The sequence below is a fragment of the Dankookia sp. GCM10030260 genome, assembly GCF_042666655.1.
Lineage (GTDB): Bacteria > Pseudomonadota > Alphaproteobacteria > Acetobacterales > Acetobacteraceae > Paracraurococcus.
In genome coordinates this window covers 542,655-561,338 of sequence record NZ_JBHTDE010000003.1, presented here as the reverse complement: position 1 = coordinate 561,338, position 18,684 = coordinate 542,655, and the positions used below count along the sequence as shown (strand labels likewise).

Annotated in this window: 17 protein-coding genes; 8 read left to right on the top strand and 9 right to left on the bottom strand. The window is 71.1% G+C overall.

What is annotated here, in order from left to right:
• Window positions 1-18: 18 nt before the first annotated feature.
• The 3 genes from ACFQS7_RS14170 to ACFQS7_RS14160 are packed head-to-tail and all read left to right on the top strand — an operon-like array spanning window position 19 to window position 3,468.
• Window positions 19-876, top strand: coding sequence for a branched-chain amino acid ABC transporter permease (locus ACFQS7_RS14170; protein ID WP_380067731.1), 858 nt, complete (start codon window positions 19-21; stop codon window positions 874-876).
• Window positions 876-2,678, top strand: coding sequence for an ABC transporter permease subunit (locus ACFQS7_RS14165; protein WP_380067730.1), 1,803 nt, complete (start codon window positions 876-878; stop codon window positions 2,676-2,678). The genes ACFQS7_RS14170 and ACFQS7_RS14165 overlap by 1 nt, the downstream gene beginning before the upstream one ends.
• A gap of 40 nt (window positions 2,679-2,718) precedes the next feature.
• Window positions 2,719-3,468, top strand: a complete 750-nt coding sequence (locus ACFQS7_RS14160) for an ABC transporter ATP-binding protein (RefSeq protein WP_380067729.1) — start codon at window positions 2,719-2,721, stop codon at window positions 3,466-3,468.
• 19 nt (window positions 3,469-3,487) lie between these two features.
• Here the strand turns inward: ACFQS7_RS14160 and ACFQS7_RS14155 are convergent, their stop codons facing one another.
• Window positions 3,488-4,348, bottom strand: coding sequence for an MBL fold metallo-hydrolase (locus ACFQS7_RS14155; RefSeq protein WP_380067728.1), 861 nt, complete (start codon window positions 4,346-4,348; stop codon window positions 3,488-3,490).
• Between the two features lie 5 nt (window positions 4,349-4,353).
• A complete protein-coding gene (locus ACFQS7_RS14150) occupies window positions 4,354-5,544 on the bottom strand; it encodes a serine hydrolase domain-containing protein (RefSeq protein ID WP_380067727.1) in 1,191 nt (396 codons plus the stop codon).
• A 134-nt stretch (window positions 5,545-5,678) separates the two neighbouring features.
• Here ACFQS7_RS14150 and ACFQS7_RS14145 point away from each other — a divergent pair, with 134 nt between their 5' ends.
• The 3 genes from ACFQS7_RS14145 to arfB are packed head-to-tail and all read left to right on the top strand — an operon-like array spanning window position 5,679 to window position 8,208.
• Window positions 5,679-7,046, top strand: coding sequence for an ethanolamine ammonia-lyase subunit EutB (locus ACFQS7_RS14145; protein WP_380067726.1), 1,368 nt, complete (start codon window positions 5,679-5,681; stop codon window positions 7,044-7,046).
• Window positions 7,043-7,789: an ethanolamine ammonia-lyase subunit EutC gene (gene eutC / locus ACFQS7_RS14140; RefSeq protein ID WP_380067725.1), complete on the top strand. Its 747-nt coding sequence runs from the start codon at window positions 7,043-7,045 to the stop codon at window positions 7,787-7,789. The genes ACFQS7_RS14145 and eutC overlap by 4 nt, the downstream gene beginning before the upstream one ends.
• Window positions 7,786-8,208: an alternative ribosome rescue aminoacyl-tRNA hydrolase ArfB gene (arfB, locus tag ACFQS7_RS14135; RefSeq protein WP_380068021.1), complete on the top strand. Its 423-nt coding sequence runs from the start codon at window positions 7,786-7,788 to the stop codon at window positions 8,206-8,208. Before eutC ends, arfB begins: the two co-directional genes overlap by 4 nt.
• Before the next feature lie 117 nt (window positions 8,209-8,325).
• Here arfB and ACFQS7_RS14130 read toward each other — a convergent pair whose 3' ends face one another.
• Together ACFQS7_RS14130 and ACFQS7_RS14125 are read right to left on the bottom strand one after the other, a co-directional pair.
• Entirely contained in the window at window positions 8,326-8,463 is a 138-nt protein-coding gene (locus tag ACFQS7_RS14130; protein ID WP_380067724.1) for a hypothetical protein, read from the bottom strand.
• A gap of 17 nt (window positions 8,464-8,480) precedes the next feature.
• Entirely contained in the window at window positions 8,481-8,768 is a 288-nt protein-coding gene (locus tag ACFQS7_RS14125) for a hypothetical protein (protein WP_380067723.1), read from the bottom strand.
• Between the two features lie 270 nt (window positions 8,769-9,038).
• Here ACFQS7_RS14125 and ACFQS7_RS14120 point away from each other — a divergent pair, with 270 nt between their 5' ends.
• Both ACFQS7_RS14120 and bchM read left to right on the top strand, forming a co-directional pair.
• Window positions 9,039-12,638: a magnesium chelatase subunit H gene (locus ACFQS7_RS14120; RefSeq protein WP_380067722.1), complete on the top strand. Its 3,600-nt coding sequence runs from the start codon at window positions 9,039-9,041 to the stop codon at window positions 12,636-12,638.
• Between the two features lie 14 nt (window positions 12,639-12,652).
• Window positions 12,653-13,357 (top strand): magnesium protoporphyrin IX methyltransferase, encoded by a 705-nt coding sequence (gene bchM, locus ACFQS7_RS14115; protein ID WP_380067721.1) that lies wholly within the window; start codon window positions 12,653-12,655, stop codon window positions 13,355-13,357.
• A gap of 25 nt (window positions 13,358-13,382) precedes the next feature.
• On the opposite strand, the gene ACFQS7_RS14110 is transcribed toward bchM, so the two are convergent.
• From ACFQS7_RS14110 to ACFQS7_RS14090, 5 genes are all read right to left on the bottom strand, one after another.
• Window positions 13,383-14,459 carry a BMP family ABC transporter substrate-binding protein gene (locus tag ACFQS7_RS14110; protein ID WP_380067720.1) on the bottom strand — a complete coding sequence of 359 codons (1,077 nt, stop codon included), beginning with the start codon at window positions 14,457-14,459 and terminating at the stop codon, window positions 13,383-13,385.
• A gap of 29 nt (window positions 14,460-14,488) precedes the next feature.
• A complete protein-coding gene (locus tag ACFQS7_RS14105) occupies window positions 14,489-15,418 on the bottom strand; it encodes an ABC transporter permease (protein ID WP_380067719.1) in 930 nt (309 codons plus the stop codon).
• Entirely contained in the window at window positions 15,411-16,484 is a 1,074-nt protein-coding gene (locus tag ACFQS7_RS14100) for an ABC transporter permease (protein WP_380067718.1), read from the bottom strand. The genes ACFQS7_RS14105 and ACFQS7_RS14100 overlap by 8 nt, the downstream gene beginning before the upstream one ends.
• Window positions 16,468-18,015 carry an ABC transporter ATP-binding protein gene (locus tag ACFQS7_RS14095; RefSeq protein WP_380067717.1) on the bottom strand — a complete coding sequence of 516 codons (1,548 nt, stop codon included), beginning with the start codon at window positions 18,013-18,015 and terminating at the stop codon, window positions 16,468-16,470. Before ACFQS7_RS14095 ends, ACFQS7_RS14100 begins: the two co-directional genes overlap by 17 nt.
• A gap of 165 nt (window positions 18,016-18,180) precedes the next feature.
• Window positions 18,181-18,642: a hypothetical protein gene (locus tag ACFQS7_RS14090; RefSeq protein WP_380067716.1), complete on the bottom strand. Its 462-nt coding sequence runs from the start codon at window positions 18,640-18,642 to the stop codon at window positions 18,181-18,183.
• Between the last annotated feature and the right edge of the window lie 42 nt (window positions 18,643-18,684).

Here is an 18,684-nt window from a genome sequence, read left to right as displayed (position 1 = left end):
GGGACGCGGGATTCGCGGATGCTGGCTTCCATCCTGGCCTCGGGCCTGGCCGTCGGCGCGATCTATGCGCTGATCGGCATCACCTACAACACGATGTTCGCGACCTCCCGCGTCATGAGCTTCACCGCCGGGCAGCTTGGCATGCTCGGCGGCGTCTTCGGGTCGATGTTCATGCTGCGCTTCGGCCTGCCGTTGCTGCCGGCCCTGGTGCTGACACTCGCGGCCTGCGCCCTGCTGGGCGTGGTCACCGAATATGTCGCGGTGCGGCCGGTGCTGAAGAGCCTCGACCAGCACCTGTATGTCCTCTCCACCCTCGCCCTGGCGCTGATGATCCAGCACACCGCGGCGATCCTCTGGAGCACCGAGCCGCAGCCCTTCCCGCGGCTGGTCGGGCTCGGCGAGGGAGTCTGGGACGAGAAATACTGGCTGCCGATCCTGGCCTGCGCCGCGACCATCATCGGCCTCGAGTTTCTCTATCGCCGGACGCTCGTCGGCCGCGCCTTCCTGGCCGTCGCCGAGGATAACTTCGCCGCCCGGGCGCTCGGCCTGCCGGAGCGCAACCTGCGCATCGCCAGCTACGCCATGGCCGGCGCCATCGGCGCGCTGGCCGGCTTCGCCGGCGGGCAGCTGCTGCTGGCCTTCTTCGCCAATGGCGCGCTGCTGAACTTCTACGGGTTTGTTCCGGTGGCGCTGGGCGGACTCGGCAACAACCGGGGCGCGGTGATCGGCGGCATCCTGCTCGGCCTGTTCCAGCAGGCGGCCAACTTCATGGTCGGCGGCATCTTCTCCTCGGTCGCCGTCTTCGCGCTGTTCATCATCGTGCTGCTCGCCGCGCCGCAGGGCATGTTCGGCGCGCCGGCGGCACGGAGGGTCTGATGGCTTTCGCAAAGGACATGGCGGTGCCGCAGGCCGCCGCGCTGCCCAAGGCCAGCCCATTCACCGCGCTCTGGCCCTTCGCCGCGCTGCTCGGCCTGGCCGTGCTGCTGCCGCTGACGGGGAACGAGTACTGGGCGCTGATCGCGACGCGCGCCTGCATCTACTGGGTGCTGGTCTCCGGCCTCAACCTGATCGTCGGCTATGCCGGGCAGCTCGCCATCGGCTATGTCGCGCTGCTGACGATCGGCGCCTATACCGCCGCCGTGCTGGCGGCGGGCAATCTGTTCGAGCCGGTGCATCCCTTCCTGGCGCTGGCCATCGCGGCGTTCGTGGGGGCGTTCTTCGGCGTCGTCGTCGGCCTGCCGGCGCTGCGGCTGCGCACCTTCTATTTCGCCATGACGACGCTCGGCTTCGCCACCATCGTGACGCAAGTGGCGCTGGCCTGGCAGGACGTGACGGGGGGCGGCATCGGCATCGTCGGGCCGTCCATGCCGGCGCCGCTCGATACCGCATGGGGCTTCTACTATGCCTGTCTGGCGGTCGCCGCCTTCTGCACCTGGATCACCGGCAACATCGCCCGCAGCCGCTTCGGCCGCGCCCTGGTCACGGTGCGGGATGCGGAAGTGGCGGCCGAGGCCAGCGGCATCGCCAAGCCGCGGCTGCTGATCTGGGTCTTCATCCTGGCCGGCGCGCTGGCGGCCTTCGCCGGCGGGCTGTTTGCCACGCTGCAGACCTACATCACCCCGGACGCCTTCACCTTCGACCTGTCGCTGCTGTTCTTCATCGCGGTGCTGATCGGCGGGCGGGGCTCCATCCTCGGGCCGCTGCTCGGCACCCTGCTGCTGACCCTGCTGCCGGAAGTGGCGGCGCCGCTCGCCGCCTGGTCGACCTTCCTCTATGCCGCGCTGCTGCTGGTCATCGTGCTGGCGATCCCGGGCGGCATCGCCGCGCTGATCGACCCGCGCAGCCGCCGCGCCCTGCCCGACAACCGCGCGGTGATTCCCCGCCCCGACCTGCTGCCGGCGCTGCTCGGCCAGCAGCCGCCGCATGCCGGGCTGAGCTTGCGGAACATCGTGCTGGCCTTCGGCGGGGTGCGGGCCATCGACGGGCTCGACCTCGACCTGCGCCCCGGCGAGGTGCACGGGCTGATCGGCCCGAACGGCAGCGGCAAGACCACGACGTTGAACGTCATCTCCGGCTACTACCGGCCGGAGACCGGGACGATGACCTGCGACGCCTCGCCGCTGCCGGCCGGCGACGCGGTGGGCCGCGCCGCCCGCGGCATCGCCCGCACCTTCCAGACCCCGCGCGTGGTGGGCGAGGCCTCGGTGCTGGAGAATGTCATGGTCGGCGCCATGATCGAGGGCCGCGCCGGCTTCCTCGAAGCCCTTCTCTCCCTGCCGCGGCAGCGGCGGGAGGAGCGGGAGACCACGGCCCGCGCCCGCCAGGCCCTGGCCGCCGTCGGGCTCGGCGCGCTGGCCGAGGTGCGGGCCGACCGGCTGCAGCACAGCGAGCTGCGCTTCATGGAGATCGCCCGCGCGCTGATGCTGCGGCCGGCCTTCCTGATGCTGGACGAGCCGGCCGCGGGACTTTCGACCGACGAGATCAAGCGACTGGACCAGCTGATCCGCGCGGTCGGAAGGCAGGGCACCGGCGTGCTGCTGGTCGAGCACCACGCCGACCTGATCTTCGAGATCTGCGACCGCATCACCGTCCTCAACCTCGGCCGCGTGCTGGCCGCCGGCACCCCGGACGAGATCCGCACCCACAAGGAGGTCGTCAGTGCCTATCTCGGCGGGTGAATCGCCGTCCGATCGGCAGCGGGCGCATACGCCCGAAGCCATGAATCGGCCGGCCAGAGAATCTCTTCTTGAAGCGCAGGGCCTGGAAGCCGGCTACGGCAAGATCACCGTGCTGCACGGCGTCTCGCTGCGCATCGCGGCGGGCGAGGTCGTGGCGCTGCTCGGCCCCAACGGCGCCGGCAAGACCACGCTGCTGCGGGCCATGTCGGGCCTGCTGCCGCTGACCGCCGGCACGCTGCGCTTCGCCGGGCAGGACATGCGCGGCACCGGGCCGCGCGAGGCCGCGCGCGCCGGGCTTGTGCATGTCATCGAAGGACACCGGGTCTTCACCCAGATCTCGGTCGCCGACAATCTGCTGCTGGCCGGTTACGACCTGCCACGGAGCGAGCGCGCGCAGCGGATCGAGGAAGCGCTGGAATACTTCCCCGAGATCGCCGCCAAGCGGCAGGACCGCGGCGGCGCGCTCAGCGGCGGGCAACAGCAGATGCTGGTGGTGGCGCAGGGGCTGGTGCGGCGGCCGCGGCTGATCATGCTGGACGAGCCCTCGGCCGGGCTCTCGCCGGTGCTGGTCGACCGGGTGCTCGGCGTGGTCGGCGCGCTGCGGGCGAAGGGCACCTCGGTGCTGCTGGTGGAGCAGCTGATCGAGAAGGCGCTCGCCGTCTCCGACCGGGTCTATGCCATGGTGCAGGGGAACATCGCGCTGGAAGCGAAGGCCGACGAGCCGAACCTGCCGCACCGGCTGGAGCGGACGTATTTCGGCGGCGAGTCGCCGATGCACGTCCACGCCTGAGGGCGTGGCCCGGCTCGGGCTACCAGCAGACCAATAGCCGGTAGCCTTCCCCGTCGCGGGTGATTCGCCCGGCGCTCGGCCCGGCGAAATGCGTGCCGATGACCAGCACGGGCCGGCCCGCGAGGCCGCCGAACACCGCGTGCCGCGTCGCCACCGCCTGGGCCGGGTCGCTGTCGGCGGTCGAGCTCCAGTGTGGCCGGGCCAGTTGGCAGGGGTGGTGGGCGATGTCGCCGGTGATCAGGGCCTCCTCGCCCCCGGATTCGATCAGCACGCTGACATGCCCCGGCGTATGGCCGAAGCTCGGCATCAGCCGCACCTCCTCGCAGAGCCTGTGGTCGGCCTCGACCAGCTCGGCCAGGCCGGCCTCGATGATCGGCTGCACGCTGTCGGCGAAGACCGCGCGCTGCGGTTCCTCGCCCGCCTCCGGGTTCGACCAATGGGCATATTCGCGGGCACCGAAGATGTAGCGCGCCTTGGGGAAGGTCGGCACCCAGCGCCCGTCCTGCAGCCGCGTGTTCCACCCGACATGGTCGACATGCAGATGGGTGCAGAGCACGGTGTCGATGCTCTCGGCCGGGTAGCCCGCCGCCGCCAGATCCTCCAGGAAGGTGCCCTGCCGGGCGTTCCAGTGCGGGATGCGGCGGCCCTGCTTGTCGTTGCCGAGGCAGGTATCGACCAGGATGCGCCGCCCGGGCGTCTCGATGATCAGGGCATGGATGCTCATGCGCAACTTGCCGGCCTCGTCGGCGAAATGCGGGACCAGCCAGTCGATCTCGCGCACCGCCTCCGGCGTCGCCTGCGGCAGCAGGAAGCGGCTGCCGCCGGCCATCTCCAGCTCGACCACCTTGGTGATGGTGACCTGCCCGACCTTCCAGCGCATCGGCATCAATCCACGATCGTCGCATAGACCAGGTTGCGGATCAGGTTCCGGTAGTATTCGCGCTGCCCGACGCCCTGCATCATGAAGACCGCGGTCAGCCGCTCCGCCGGGTCGATCCAGAAGAAGGTGCCAGCCATGCCGCTCCAGAAGAAGGTGCCGACCGAGCCGGGCGCGGTGGCCATGCCGCGGTCCTTCCGCACCGCGAAGCCCAGGCCGAAGCCATGGCCGAGCGGCAGGATATCGCCGGCCCCCGGGATGCCGCCCAGGTGGTCGCTGGCCATCAGTTCCACCGTCTTGCGCGAGAGCAGCCGCGTGCCGTGGTACTGCCCGCCGTCTGCCAGCATCTGCGCGAAGCGCAGGTAGTCGGCGGCGGTGCCGACCATGCCGCCGCCGCCGGACTCGAATTCCGGCGGCTCGCGCACGTCCAGCAGCGTCATCGCCGCTGCGCCGGTATCCGGATCCGTGGCGAAGCCCTCGGCCAGCCTTCCCTGCTGCGCCGGCGGGACATGGAAGCCGGTATCGACCATGCCGAGCGGGCCGCAGATCCGCGCCGCCAGGAACTCGCCGAGGCGCTGGCCCGAGACCACCTCGATCAGCCGCCCCAGCACGTCGGTCGAGCGGCTGTACTCCCAGCGGGTCCCCGGCTGGTGCAGCAGCGGCAGGCGGCCGAGCGTCGCCACCTGGCCGGCATTGGACTGGCCGCGCCGGGCGATCCCGGCCGCCGTATAGGCCTGCTGCACCGGCCCGTTGCCGCGGAATTCGTAGGTGAGGCCGGAAGTATGCCGCAGCAGGTCCTGGATGGTGATAGGCGAGGCCGCCGGCACCGTGCCGCCGCCTGCCGCCGCCACCTGCATGTCCGCCAGCTCGGGCAGGTACTTGCCGATCGGCTCGCCCAGCAACAGCCGGCCAGCCTCGACCAGCATCATGACGCCGACCGAGACCAGCGGCTTGGTCATCGAATAGATGCGGAAGATCGTATCGGTCCGCATCGGCGCGCCGCCGGCGGGGTCGCGCCGGCCATAGGCCTCGTGCCAGGCGACCTGGCCCTGCCGCGCCACCAGCACCACGGCGCCCGGCAGATGGCCGGCGGCGATGCGTTCGTCGAGCACCGCGCCCATGGCGCGAAGCCGCGCCGATGACAGCCCGACCTCCTCCGGCCGGATGGTCGGCAACGGGTGGCCCGGGGTGTTGATCATGCGCGCATCCTCCTGGCCTTGCCGGGCCTTGGGGCCAAGGCTGGTCCGCCGTGGCCGGAACCGTCAAGCGCCGACGGGTGACGAGGCGCCCGCATCCCGTGCTACTGCTGCGCTTCCGCGGATGGAGAGGGTGGATGGGCTTCGCGCAGGTGGTGGGCGGCACGCGCCATGTCTTCCCGGACCTGCGGACCCTGCTGGCGCGGGCGACGCCGCTGCGCTCGGGCGACGTGCTGGCCGGCGTCGCCGCGGCCAGCGCGCAGGAACGCGTCGCGGCGCAGCGGGCGCTCGCCGATCTGCCGCTGGCGCATTTCCTTGATGAGGTGGTGATTCCCTACGAGGCCGACGAGGTGACGCGGCTGATCCTCGACCGCCACGACGCCGCCGCCTTTGCCCCGGTGCGGCATCTGACCGTCGGCGGCTTCCGCGACTGGCTGCTGGCAGCGCCCGGCGACCTCGCCCCGCTGGCGCCCGGGCTGACGCCGGAAATGGTGGCCGCCGTCAGCAAGATCTGCCGGCTCCAGGACCTGGTGGCGATCGCCGCCAAGTGCCGCGTCACCACACGCTTCCGCAACACGCTCGGCCTGTCCGGGCGGCTGTCGATCCGGCTGCAGCCGAACGACCCGGTGGACGACCCGCGCGGCGTGGCCGCCGCCATCCTCGACGGGCTGCTGCTCGGCGCCGGCGATGCGGTGATCGGCGTCAACCCGGCCAGCGACAACATCGACACCACGGTGCGGGTGCTGGAATTGCTCGACGCGGTGCGCGAGCGCTACGCCATCCCGACCCAAACCTGCGTGCTGGCGCATGTCACCACCAGCCTGCTGGCGATCGAGCGCGGCGCGCCGGTGGATCTCGTCTTCCAGTCGATCGGCGGGACCGAGGGAGTGAACCGCGGCTTCGGCGTCTCCCTGGCCCTGCTGAAGGAAGCACGCGAGGCGGCGCTGTCGCTGAAGCGCGGCACCCTCGGCGATAACGTGATGTATTTCGAGACCGGCCAGGGCAGCGCCCTTTCCGCCGAGGCGCACCACGGCTGCGACCAGCAGACGATCGAGACGCGCGCCTATGCCGTGGCGCGCGAATTCTCGCCCTTGCTGGTGAACTCCGTGGTCGGCTTCATCGGCCCGGAATACCTCTTCGACGGCAAGCAGATCACCCGCGCCGGGCTCGAGGACCATTTCTGCGGCAAGCTGCTCGGCCTGCCGATGGGGGTGGATGTCTGCTACACCAACCATGCCGAGGCCGACCAGGACGACATGGACGCGCTGCTGACCTTGCTGGGCGTCGCCGGCGTCACCTACGTCATGGGCGTGCCGGGCGCGGACGACGTGATGCTGGCCTACCAGTCCACCTCCTTCCATGACGGCCTCTACCTCCGCGCCGCGCTGGGCCGTCGCCCGGCGCCGGAGTTCGAGGCCTGGATGGAGGCGATGGGGATCGAGGCCGCGAGCGGGGCCGGCGCGTTGCCCGGCCGCATGGCGCCGGCCCTGGTCGGGCTGGCATGAGCGCGCCGGTCCCCTGGACGGAGCTGCGCCGCTTCACCACCGCGCGGGTGGCGCTCGGCCGCGCCGGGAACGGCCTGCCGACTGCGGCGCATCTCGACTTCCAGGAAGCGCATGCGCAGGCGCGGGATGCGGTGCATTCCAGCCTCGACGCCGCGGCGCTCGACGCCGCGCTGGTGCCGCTCGGCCTGCCGGTGGTGCGGGTCGCCAGCCAGGCGCCGGACCGCCGCAGCTACCTGCTGCGCCCCGACCTCGGCCGCCGGCTGCGGGCAGGCGACCGGGACCGCCTGCCGGCCGCGCCCGGGGCCTTCCTGTTCGTGGTCGCCGACGGGCTCTGCGCCACCGGGGTGCAGCGCCATGCCCCGACGCTGATCGCCGCTGCCCTGCCGCTGCTGCGCCGGGCGGGGATGGAGATCGCACCGGTCGTCGTCGCCGACCAGGCCCGAGTCGCGTTGGGCGACGAGATCGGCGGGGCGATGGGTGCCGCCATGGTGGCGATGCTGATCGGCGAGCGGCCGGGGCTCACCGCGCTCGACAGCCTCGGCCTTTATCTCACCTTCGCGCCAAAGCCCGGGCGGACGGACGCGGAGCGCAACTGCATCTCCAACATCCGGCCCGGCGGGCTGTCCCCCGCCCAGGCGGCGGAGAAGCTGGCCTGGCTGGCCGGGGCGGCGCTGCGGCTGGGCGAAACCGGGGTTACGCTGAAGGACGAGCAGCCCGCGGTGCCGTTGCTGCCGCCATGCTGATCCGCGTCACGCCGCGCATCAGCATCGAGGATTCCGAGCTGCAGGAGGATTTCCTGCGCGCCTCCGGCGCCGGCGGGCAGAACATCCAGAAGGTGGAGACGGCGGTCCAGCTCCGCTTCGACGTTGCCCACAGCCCCAATTTGCCGGAGCCGGTGCGGCAGCGGCTGCTGCGGCTGGGCGGACGGCGGGTCACCCAGGACGGCGTGCTGGTCATCACCGCCCAGCGCCACCGCACCCAGGCCCGCAACCGGGAGGATGCGCTGGAACGTCTGCTGGACCTGATCCGGGAAGCGGCGGCACCGCCGCCCCCGCCGCGCCGGCCGACCAAGCCGACCCTGGGGTCGAAAACCCGCCGACTGGAGGGCAAGTCGAAGCGCGGCGACGTCAAGCGGATGCGCGGGCGGCCCGAGTCGGATTAGGCCGGTTCAACGCCGCCGTCGCGCGGTCGGCCGTGAGCGTGGCAGCGGCGGCGATCCGCCCCCAGCGCCGCTGGTAGCGCCGGCGGCCGAACAGCAAGCGTAGTAGGCGGCCCAAACTCAGGCCTCCCGCGCCGGCTTGCGCGGCGGTGCCGGCGGGGTCGAGAAGGGCGAGACCGAACTGGTCGCCGCCGGCTTCTTGGCGCTGGCCTTCGGCTTCTTGATCTCGCGGGTGCTGCGTTTCTGGCCCTTGGCCATGCGGTCCTACTCCTGTTTCAGGTCTGCGGGATGACAGCCGGCGCCGCGGCCGAGGCCTGGTCCGCCGCCACCGCCGCTTCCAGGTCGGCCGGCTCGACCGGCATGACCTGACGGCACTGGCCGCCCGGAGTCGCTTCCCGCGTCAGGGTGGTGCCGACCCGGCGGTAGGCGGTGAAGGACAGGCCGTCGATCAACTCCTCTTCCGTCTCCAGTGCATAGGTGCCGGCGGGATGGGGTTCCTTCCAGCCGCGCAGGCGGAAGGGGCGGCTGAAGACCAGTTCCTCGCGGCGTATCCGGCTGGTCACGGCGGGGTCCTTGGGTTCGGGCCGGGGCTTCGGGCCGGCCGAGACATGGCGCCGCATGATCGGCTTTGCATCAGCCTGACGCAAATCATTCCAGGACAGTTCGCGGCGCCGCGGACCGTCAACATATCTGGACGTCAGTTTTGATTGACACTTCGCGTGCCCGGTCCAAAATGCCTGACCGAAGCCTGTTCCGAAGGGGAAGTCCGTGAAGGCGACCGGCCCAAGCCGCGCAGAGAGGGACCAGGGCTCCCGGATGAGGCATTTCTGGTCATGAGCACCCCGATCCGGGTCGCAATCGTCACCATGGACAGCCATTTCGGCGGGGCGGTCACCGCCGCTCGCAGCCAATTGCGCCGCAGCCTGCCCGGGCTGGAACTGGTACTGCACGCAGCCGACGAATTCGCCACCGAACCCGCCGCCCTGGCCGCCTGCCTCGAGGATATCGGCCGGGCCGACATCATCATCGCCGGCATGCTGTTCCTGGAAGACCATATCCGCCTGGTCGAGCCGGCGCTGACCGCCCGCCGCGACGACTGCGACGCGCTGGTCTGCTGCCTCTCGGCGCCCGAGGTCATGCGGCTGACCCGGCTCGGCAAATTCAGCATGGCGGGGGAGGCCAAGGGGATCGTCGGCCTGCTCAAGCGGCTGCGCGGCAAGCCCAAGGGGGCAGCCGCCAGCGGCAAGGGCCAGATGAAGATGCTGCGGGAACTGCCGAAGCTGCTCCGCTTCATCCCCGGCACGGCGCAGGACCTGCGGGCCTATTTCCTGACCCTGTCCTACTGGCTGGCGGGGTCGTCCGACAACCTGGCCAACATGGTGGCGCTGCTGGTCAACCGCTATGCCGCCGGGCCGCGCCGCGCGCTGGCCGGCACGCTGAAGGTGGCGCCGCCGATCGAATATCCGGAATGCGGCCTGTACCACCCGCGCGCGAAGGAAAGGGTGACCGAGGACCTGGCCACGCTGCCGCGCCCCGGCAGCCGCGGCACGGTCGGCCTGCTGCTGCTGCGTGCCTATGTGCTGGCGAACAACGCCAGGCACTACGACGGCATGATCGCGGCGCTGGAAGCGCAGGGGCTGAACGTGGTGCCCGCCTTCGCCTCCGGCCTCGATGCCCGGCCGGCGATGGAACGCTTCTTCATGCGGGACGGCGTGCCGCAGGTGGATGCGGTGGTCTCGCTGACCGGGTTCTCCCTGGTCGGCGGCCCGGCCTACAACGACGCGCATGCCGCGGAGGAAGCGCTGGCGGCGCTCGACGTGCCCTACATCACCGCCCATCCGCTCGAATTCCAGACCATGCGGCAATGGAGCGCCGACAAGCGCGGGCTGCTGCCGGTCGAGGCGACCATGATGGTCGCCATCCCCGAGCTCGACGGCGGGGTCTGGCCGATGACCTTCGGCGGGCGCTGCGGCGCCTCCGACCAGCCGGCCGAGCGCTGCCCCGGCTGCGACGGCGTGAACTGCGCCCGCGACATGGTGTCGCACCCCGAGCGCGCGGCGATGCTGGCGGCGCGCGTCGCCAAGCTGGTGGCGTTGCGGCGGAGCGAGCGGGCGTCGCGCAAGGTGGCGACGGTGCTGTTCAACTTCCCGCCCAATGCCGGCACCACCGGCACGGCCGCCTATCTCGGCGTCTTCGCCTCCCTGCTCAACACGCTGCGGGCGATGCGGGAGGCCGGCTATACCGTGGAGGTGCCGGAGAGCGTCGACGCCCTGCGCGAGATGGTGATCAACGGCAACCGCGAGCGGCACGGTACCACCGCCAATGTCGCCGCGCGGATCAGCGCCGACGACCAGCTGCGCCGCACCCCCTGGCTGGCCGAGGTGGAAGCCGCCTGGGGCCCGGCGCCGGGCCGGCAGCTGACCGACGGGCGCGACATCTTCGTGCTCGGCGTGCAGCTCGGCAACGTCTTCGTCGGCGTGCAGCCGGGCATGGGCTACGAGGGTGACCCGATGCGCCTGCTCTTCGAGCACGGCTTCGCCCCGACCCACGCCTTCGTCGCCTTCTACCGCTGGCTGCGGGAGGATTTCGGCGCGCATGCCGTGCTTCATTTCGGCACCCATGGCGCGCTGGAATTCATGCCGGGCAAGCAGGCCGGCATGTCTGGCCAGTGCTGGCCGGATCGGCTGATCGGCGACCTGCCCAACTTCTACCTCTATGCCTCGAACAACCCGTCCGAGGGCATGATCGCCAAGCGCCGCGCCGGCGCGACGCTGGTCAGCTACCTGACGCCGCCGGTCGCCTCGGCGGGCCTCTATCGCGGGCTGCTCGACCTCAAGGCCAGCATCGACCGCTGGCGCGGGCTGGAACCGGATGCCGATATCGGCCAGCGCGCCGCGTTGTCCGGGCTGATCCAGGCGCAGGCGACCGAGGTGAACCTGGCGACCGCCGAGCCGGTCTGGGGCGACACCGCGACCGCCGAGATCGACAGGCTCGGCCGCGCGCTGCTCGAACTCGAATACACGCTGATCCCGCACGGGCTGCATGTTGTCGGCGAGCCGCCCAACCCCGAGCAGCGGGCGGAGATGCTGGACGCCGCCGGCGTGACGGATGTGGTGGAGCGGGCGAAATTCGATGCGCTGCTCGGCACCGACTACGAGCTGCCCGGCATCCTCCGCGCGCTGGATGGCCGCTACATCCGCCCGGCCCCGGGCGGCGACCTGCTGCGCAGCATGGACGTGCTGCCGACGGGGCGGAACCTGCACGGCTTCGACCCTTTCAAGCTGCCCTCCGCCTTCGCGGTGCAGGATGGCGCCCGCCAGGCGCAGCGATTGCTCGACCGCCACGCGGCCGATGGCAACGGGCTGCCGGAGACGGTGGCGATGGTGCTCTGGGGCACCGACAACCTGAAGACCGAGGGTGGGCCGATCGCCCAGGTGCTGGCGCTGATGGGCGCCACGCCGCGCTACGACAGCTATGGCCGCCTCGCGGGTGCGGCGCTGCTGCCGCTGGCCGAGCTCGGCCGGCCGCGGATCGACGTGGTGGTGACGCTGTCCGGCATCTTCCGCGACCTGCTGCCCTTGCAGATGAAGCTGCTGGCTGAAGCGGCGCTGCTGGCGGCCTCCGCCGACGAACCGGTCGAGCAGAATTTCCTCCGCGCCCATGCCCTGGCGCATGTCGCCCAGCACGGCGGCAGCATCGAGCAGGCGGCGCTGCGGGTCTTCTGCAATGCCGACGGCACCTATGGCGCCAACGTCAATGCGCTGGTCGGCGAGGGCGCCTGGAACGACGAGGACGAGCTCGCCGAGGCTTTCGTCAAGCGCAAGGGCTTCGCCTATGGCGTGGACGGCAAGCCGGCGCGGTCGGATGCGGTGCTGAACGCGGTGCTGGCGACCGTCGAGGTGACCTACCAGAACCTCGACAGCATCGAGGTCGGCGTGACCACCGTGGACCATTACTTCGACACGCTGGGCGGCATCAGCCGCGCGGTGCGGCGGGCCCGCGGCGGCACCGCGAGCGCGGTCTATATCGGCGACCAGACCCGCGGCGACGGCGTGGTCCGCACCATCTCAGAGCAGGTTGCGCTGGAAACCCGGACCCGGGCGCTGAACCCCAAATGGTACGAGGCCCTGCTGAAGCACGGCTTCGAGGGCGTGCGCGAGATCGAGGCCCATGTCACCAACACCATGGGCTGGTCGGCGACGACCGGCGACGTCGCCCCCTGGGTCTACGAGAAACTGGCCGAGACCTTCGTGCTGGACCCGGAGATGCGGGACCGCATGGCGAAGCTGAACCCCACCGCCTCGGCCAAGATCGCCAACCGGCTGCTCGAGGCGCAGGAGCGCAACTACTGGTCACCCGATGCCTCGGTGCTCGACCGGTTGCGGCGCGCGGGCGAGGAACTGGAAGACAGGCTGGAAGGCGTCGCCGCCTGAACGGGAGTCATGTGATGCCGACCGCCACCTATGCGGATCGCCGCCAGCAGCTGGAAACCTATTTCGACCGCACCGCGGTCGAGGCCTGGAAGCGGCTGACCTCCGACGCGCCGGTCAGCGGCATCCGCGCCACCGTGCGGGCCGGGCGCGACAGCATGCGGGCGACGCTGCTGGACTGGCTGCCGGTGGACCTGACCGGGCGGCGCATCCTCGATGCCGGCTGCGGCACCGGGGCGCTGGCGATCGAGGCGGCGCGGCGCGGCGCGCATGTGGTGGCCGTGGACCTGTCGCCGCAACTGGTGGCGCTGGCGCAGGACCGCATCGGCCACGACCATGGCGGGGGACGGATCGAGTTCCGGGTCGGCGACATGTTCGACGCCGCCTGGGGCCATTTCGACCATGTGGTTGGGATGGACAGCCTGATCCACTACAAGCCGGCCGACGTGGTGCGGGTGCTGGCCGGGATGGCGGCGCGCACGGGCGATTCCATGCTGTTCACCTTCGCCCCAAGCAGCGCCTTCCTGCAGGCCTTCCTCGCGGTCGGCCGGCTGGTGCCGCGCGGCGACCGGTCGCCGGCCATCGTCCCGGTCGCCGAGCACAAGCTGCGCCGACGGATCGAGGCCGACCCGGCCTTCCAGGGCTGGCGCACCGCGCGCACCCATCGCGTGGCGCGCGGTTTCTACACCTCGCAGGCGCTGGAGGTGCTGCGAGGCGGCTGACCACCCCGCGGCGGGCCTGCGGGCATCAGACCTTCCCCTGCACGCCCTCGACGAACCAGTTCATCGACAGGATCTCGGCATCCGTCATCGCCTTGCCGGCCGGGATCTTCACCGTGCCGGCCTGGTCCTTCAACGGGCCGCTGAAGACCACCAGCTTGCCGGACTTGATCGCCTCGGTCCCGGCGGCAATTTCGGCCACCAGCGCCGGCGGCAGGGACGGGTTGAGCCTGGACAACTTCACCATCCCGCTGGCCATGCCGCCCCAGACGTCGCCGCTGGTCCAATTGCCGGCGATCGCCTGCTTCACCCGGTCGATGTAGTAGTCGTCCCAGTGCATCTCGACCGCAGTGGTGTGGGTCTTCGGGCCATATTTCAGCATGTCGCTGTCATAGCCGCTGCACCACACGCCTTTCTCCTCGGCTGCCTGCACCACCGCGGTGCTGTCGGTGTGCTGGGTCAGGTAGTCGGCGCCCTGCGCCACCAGCGTGTCGGCCGCGGCGCGTTCCTTGCCCGGGTCGAACCAGCTGCTGGTGAAGATCACCTTGATCGTCGCATTCGGGTTCACGCTGCGGGCGCCGAGCAGCACCGCGTTGATGCCCTGGATGACCTCGGGGATCGGGAAGGCGGCGACGTAGCCGATGACCCCGGTCTTCGACAGCCGGCCGGCGACGATGCCGGTGAGATACCGCGGCTCGTAGTAGCGGCCGGAATAGATCGCCAGATTCGGGGTGCGCTTGTAGCCGGTGGCGTGCTCAAATTTCAGCTTCGGGAAGGCCTTGGCCACCTTCTCGGTCGGGTTCATGTAGCCGAAGCTGGTGGTGAAGATCAGCTGGTTGCCGTCCTGCGCCAGGCGGCGGATGACGCGTTCGGCGTCCGCCCCTTCGGGCACGTTCTCGACGAAGCTGGTCTTCACCGCGGCGCCCAGCGCGGCATCGACTGCGCGGCGGCCGATCTCGTGCTGGAAGGTCCAGCCGGCATCGCCGATGGGCGAGACATAGACGAAGCCGACCTTGAAGGGGTCGGCCGCGGCGGCGCGGTGCGACAAGGCCAGCGCCGGCAGCGCCAGCGGCGCGGCGAGCAGCGAACGACGATGGATGCTCATGCAGACGGTCCTATGCCAGGTTTCGGGGTTCAGCGGGCGGCGCTGAACGGCTTGCCCAGCGCCGCTGGGGCATTGAGCTTGAGCCGCGTCGCGTCGCGGGAGATCAGCACCAGCACCACCACGGTGGCGAGGTAGGGCAGCATCGACAGCAGGTGCGGCGACACATCCAGCCCGAAGGCGCCGGCATGGAATTGCGCGATGGTGACAAAGCCGAACAGCACCGCGCCGAGCGCCAGCCAGGCCGGCTTCCAGGCGGAGAAGACGACCAAAGCGAGGGCGATCCAGCCACGCCCGGCCACCATGTTCTCGGTCCACATCGGGGTGTAGACGAGGCTGAGATAGGCGCCGGCCAAGCCGCTCATCGCCCCGCCGAACAGCACCGCGGCATAGCGCACCCGAAGCACGGAATAGCCGAGCGCGTGCGCCACGTCGTGACTCTCGCCCACCGCCCGCACCACCAGCCCGCGCCGGGTGCGGTAGAGAAAGACCCAGGCCAGCAAGGGCGTGGCCAGCGCCAGCCAGACCACCGGGTCGAGCAGCATGAACTGCTGCGCCATCGGGCTGGCCGCATCCAGGTTCGGCCAGAGCACGGTGGCCAGCCCGGTGATCGGCGTGCCCTGGTAGGGCAGGCCGATCAGCGCCGAGAGCCCGACGCCGAAGATGGTCAAGGCGAGGCCGCACGCCACTTGGTTGGCCCGCAGGGTCAGCGTCAGGACACCGAACAGCAGCGCCATCAGCGCGCCGGCCATTGCCGCGACCGCCAGGCCCAGCAGCGGGTTGCCGGTCGAGGCCGTGGCGATGAAGCCGGCCGCGGCGCCGACCAGCATCATCCCCTCGACGCCAAGGTTGAGCACGCCCGAGCGTTCCGTGACCAGTTCACCAAATCCGGCCAGCAGCAGCGGCGTCGCCGCGCGGAGGGTGGCGACCAGCAGCGCGACCAGGGCGAAGCCGTCAGGCATGCCGCACCGCCCGCTGCACGACCAGCCGCTGGTCGACGAAGACGTCGGTGGCCAGCAGGAAGAACAGCAGCATGCCCTGGATGGTCCCGGTCGCGGCGATCGGCAGTTGCATGGACACCTGCAGCTGCTCCCCGCCCAGGTACAGCAGCGCCATGAGCAGCGAGGCGCCGAGGATGCCGAACGGGTGCAGCCGTCCCATGAAGGCGACGATGATGGCGGCGAAGCCGTAGCCCGGCGACATCGTCGGCTGCAGCTGGCCGACCGGCCCGGCTGCTTCCAGCACTCCGGCCAGCCCGGCCAGGGCGCCGGACAGCACCAGGCTGAACCAGACCGCGCCGGTGGCGGAGAAGCCCGCATAGCGCGCCGCTTCCGGCGCGAGGCCCACGGTGCGCAGGCGGAAGCCGGCGACGGTGCGGCTCAGCAGCAGCCAGGCCAGCGGCACCGCCAGCAGCGCGAGCAGGGATCCGGCATGCAGCCGCGATCCCTCCACCAGCACCGGCAGCAGCGCGTCGTCGGCAAACATCCTGGTCTGCGGGAAGTTGAAGCCCTCGGGATCGATCCAGGGGCCGTGGACGAGCCAGCCGAGGAACTGCACCGCAACGTAGCTCAGCATCAGCGTGGTCAGGATCTCATGCGCGTTGAAGCGGGTCTTCAGCAGCGCCGGGATGGCGGCCCAGGCGGCGCCGCCCGCCGCACCCGCCAGCAGCATCAGCGCCAGCACCCACCAGTGCCCCTCCCCGCCGAAGGCGAGTGCGATGCCGCCACCGGCGATGGCGCCCATGGTCAGCTGCCCCTCGGCGCCGATGTTCCAGACGCTGGCCCGCACGCCGACGGCGATGCCGATGGCACACAGCAGCAGCGGCGTCGCCTTCAGCCCCAGCTCGGTCAGCCCGTCGAGGCTCGAGAGCGGTGCGAGGAACAGCGTCGCCAGCGCCGTCAGCGGGTCATGGCCCAGCAGCGCGAAGACTACGCCGCCGCCGATCGCTGCCAGCAGCGCCGCCAGCACCGGCGACAGCCAGAGCATGGCGCGCGACGGCTCGGGCCGCGCCTCAAGCCGCAGTCGCATGGCCCGCCCGGTCCGCGCCGCCCATCAGCAGGCCGATCCCCTCGATCGTCGCCTCCGCCACCGGCATCGGCGGGGAAATCCTGCCGCCACCGAGCACTGCGATGCGGTCGGCGATCTCCAGCAACTCGTCGAGGTCCTCGCTCACGACCAGCACGCCGGCGCCCGACGCGGCCAGGGTCATCAGGTCCTGGCGGATCGAAAGCGCCGCGCCGATATCGACGCCCCAGGTCGGATGCGCCGCCAGCAGCACGCGCGGGCCGGCATCGATCTCCCGCCCCACGATGAATTTCTGCATGTTGCCGCCGGACAGGCTGCGCCCCAGTGCGGCGATGCCGGCGCAGCGCACGCCGAAGCGGGCGATCAGCCGGGCGGCCAGGGCATCGACCGCCCCCAGGTCCAGCAGGCCGCGCGGCGCCGTCACCGCGTCGATGCGGGTCAGCAGCGCATTCTCCGCCAGCGAGTATTCCGCCACCGCGCCGCGGCCGAGCCTCTCCTCCGGGATGAAGGCCAGGCCAAGGGCGCGGCGCTCGGCCGGGCCCAGCGCGCCAATCGGCCGGCCTTCCAGCAGCACCGTGCCGGGCGCCGAACGGCGTTCGCCGGCCAGCGCCGCCAGCAGTTCCTTCTGGCCGTTGCCGGCGACCCCGGCGATGCCGAGGATCTCGCCCGCCCGCAACTCCAGCGAGACGTCGCGCAGCGTGGTGCCGAAGGGCTCGTCCGCGGCCATGGTCAGGTGGTCCACCACCAGGCAAGGCGCGCCGGTCGAATGGGTCGCGGGGCGGCTGGTCCGGGCCAGGGCGCCGCCCATCATCATCTCGGCCAACGATTCCGCGGTCTCGATCCGTGGGTCGCAGCGGGCCACCACCCGGCCGGCGCGCAGCACGGTGGCGGCGGTGCAGAGCGCGCGGATCTCCTCCAGCTTGTGGCTGATATAGAGCACCGAGCAGCCGTCCGCGGCCAGCCGCCGCAGCATGGCGAACAGGCCCTCCACCTCCTGCGGCGTCAGGACGCTGGTCGGCTCGTCCAGAATCAGCAGCTTCGGCCGTTGCAGCAGGCAGCGCAGGATCTCGACCCGCTGGCGCTCACCGACGCTGAGGTGGTGGATGTGGCGCCCGGGCTCCACCGCCAAGCCGTAGTGGGCGGCGACCTGGTGGATCTCGGCGGTCAGTTCGGCAATGGTCTGCGTGCTACCCAGGCCGAGGGCGATGTTCTCGGCCACCGTCAGGGTTTCGAACAGCGAGAAATGCTGGAACACCATGCCGATGCCCAGCGCCCGCGCGGCGTCTGGGGCGGCTATCTGCACCTGCCGGCCCTCCCAGACGATTGCGCCGGCATCGGGCTTCGCCACCCCGTAGACGATCTTCATCAGCGTGGACTTGCCAGCGCCGTTCTCGCCTAGCAGCGCGTGGATGTCGCCCGGCGCGACGCTCAACGCCACGTCGTCATTCGCCAGCATCGAGCCGTAGCGCTTGACGATGCCGGTCAGTGCCAGGCGCGGCCGCGGATCCACGCCGGCTCCATCGAATTCGCGCAATCGCGAGCCCTCCTACGCTGCAGCTTGCCGCAACGGGCAGCGCTTGTGCCAGGGGGCGAGGGGGCGAAAAGCACCGAGTGGTCGATGGCCTGCGCGTCGGCCGGGCTACGGATCGGGTGAATGCCTGCCCATACAGCACCTCACGCCGGGATCAGGCCGCGCCGGTCAGCGCACCAGCGCGCCGGTGCGGGCATTGACCCGCAACTCCACCGGCGTCTCGCCCTGCCGGGCGCGGAGGTGGATCACCTCCCCCTCCCGGCCCATCTCCTCGACGTTGGAATAACCGCGCTCCAGCAGAAGGCTGCGTGCCTGCCCTTCGGTCAACGGCGCCATCTCGCGCGGCAGGCCGGTCAGCGCGTCGATCCGCAGCTCGGGCACCTTCTCCCCGTAGCGGACGGCGTCGGTGACCCTGAAGATGTCGTCCTCCCGTGTCAGGCCGCCGATCTCGGTATAGCCGCGGGCGCGCAGCACGGTGCGGACCTGGTCGGTGGTCAGCCAGGCCGGGTCGGCCCGGTCCTGCTGGGGCCGCTCCTGTTGACCCCGGTCGGGTTGGGCGGTCTGCGCCGCTGCGGGGAAGCCAACCTGAAAGGCGCACAGAATAAGGAGACTTTGACGTAGATGTTGCATGGTGCGGGTCCGGACTCGCTCGGCGCCGGCAGGCGTTGCCGA

Coding starts and splice junctions, on each gene's coding strand:
- ACFQS7_RS14100 (WP_380067718.1), bottom strand. CDS start 16,484: ATGCGACTGCGGCTTGAGGCGCGGCCCGAGCCGTCGCGCGCCATGCTC.
- ACFQS7_RS14150 (WP_380067727.1), bottom strand. CDS start 5,544: ATGATCAACACCCCGGGCCACCCGTTGCCGACCATCCGGCCGGAGGAG.
- ACFQS7_RS14160 (WP_380067729.1), top strand. CDS start 2,719: ATGAATCGGCCGGCCAGAGAATCTCTTCTTGAAGCGCAGGGCCTGGAA.
- eutC (WP_380067725.1), top strand. CDS start 7,043: ATGAGCGCGCCGGTCCCCTGGACGGAGCTGCGCCGCTTCACCACCGCG.
- ACFQS7_RS14110 (WP_380067720.1), bottom strand. CDS start 14,459: ATGAGCATCCATCGTCGTTCGCTGCTCGCCGCGCCGCTGGCGCTGCCG.
- ACFQS7_RS14155 (WP_380067728.1), bottom strand. CDS start 4,348: ATGCGCTGGAAGGTCGGGCAGGTCACCATCACCAAGGTGGTCGAGCTG.
- ACFQS7_RS14145 (WP_380067726.1), top strand. CDS start 5,679: ATGGGCTTCGCGCAGGTGGTGGGCGGCACGCGCCATGTCTTCCCGGAC.
- ACFQS7_RS14130 (WP_380067724.1), bottom strand. CDS start 8,463: ATGGCCAAGGGCCAGAAACGCAGCACCCGCGAGATCAAGAAGCCGAAG.
- ACFQS7_RS14105 (WP_380067719.1), bottom strand. CDS start 15,418: ATGCCTGACGGCTTCGCCCTGGTCGCGCTGCTGGTCGCCACCCTCCGC.
- bchM (WP_380067721.1), top strand. CDS start 12,653: ATGCCGACCGCCACCTATGCGGATCGCCGCCAGCAGCTGGAAACCTAT.
- ACFQS7_RS14170 (WP_380067731.1), top strand. CDS start 19: ATGCTGGCTTCCATCCTGGCCTCGGGCCTGGCCGTCGGCGCGATCTAT.
- ACFQS7_RS14120 (WP_380067722.1), top strand. CDS start 9,039: ATGAGCACCCCGATCCGGGTCGCAATCGTCACCATGGACAGCCATTTC.
- ACFQS7_RS14090 (WP_380067716.1), bottom strand. CDS start 18,642: ATGCAACATCTACGTCAAAGTCTCCTTATTCTGTGCGCCTTTCAGGTT.
- ACFQS7_RS14165 (WP_380067730.1), top strand. CDS start 876: ATGGCTTTCGCAAAGGACATGGCGGTGCCGCAGGCCGCCGCGCTGCCC.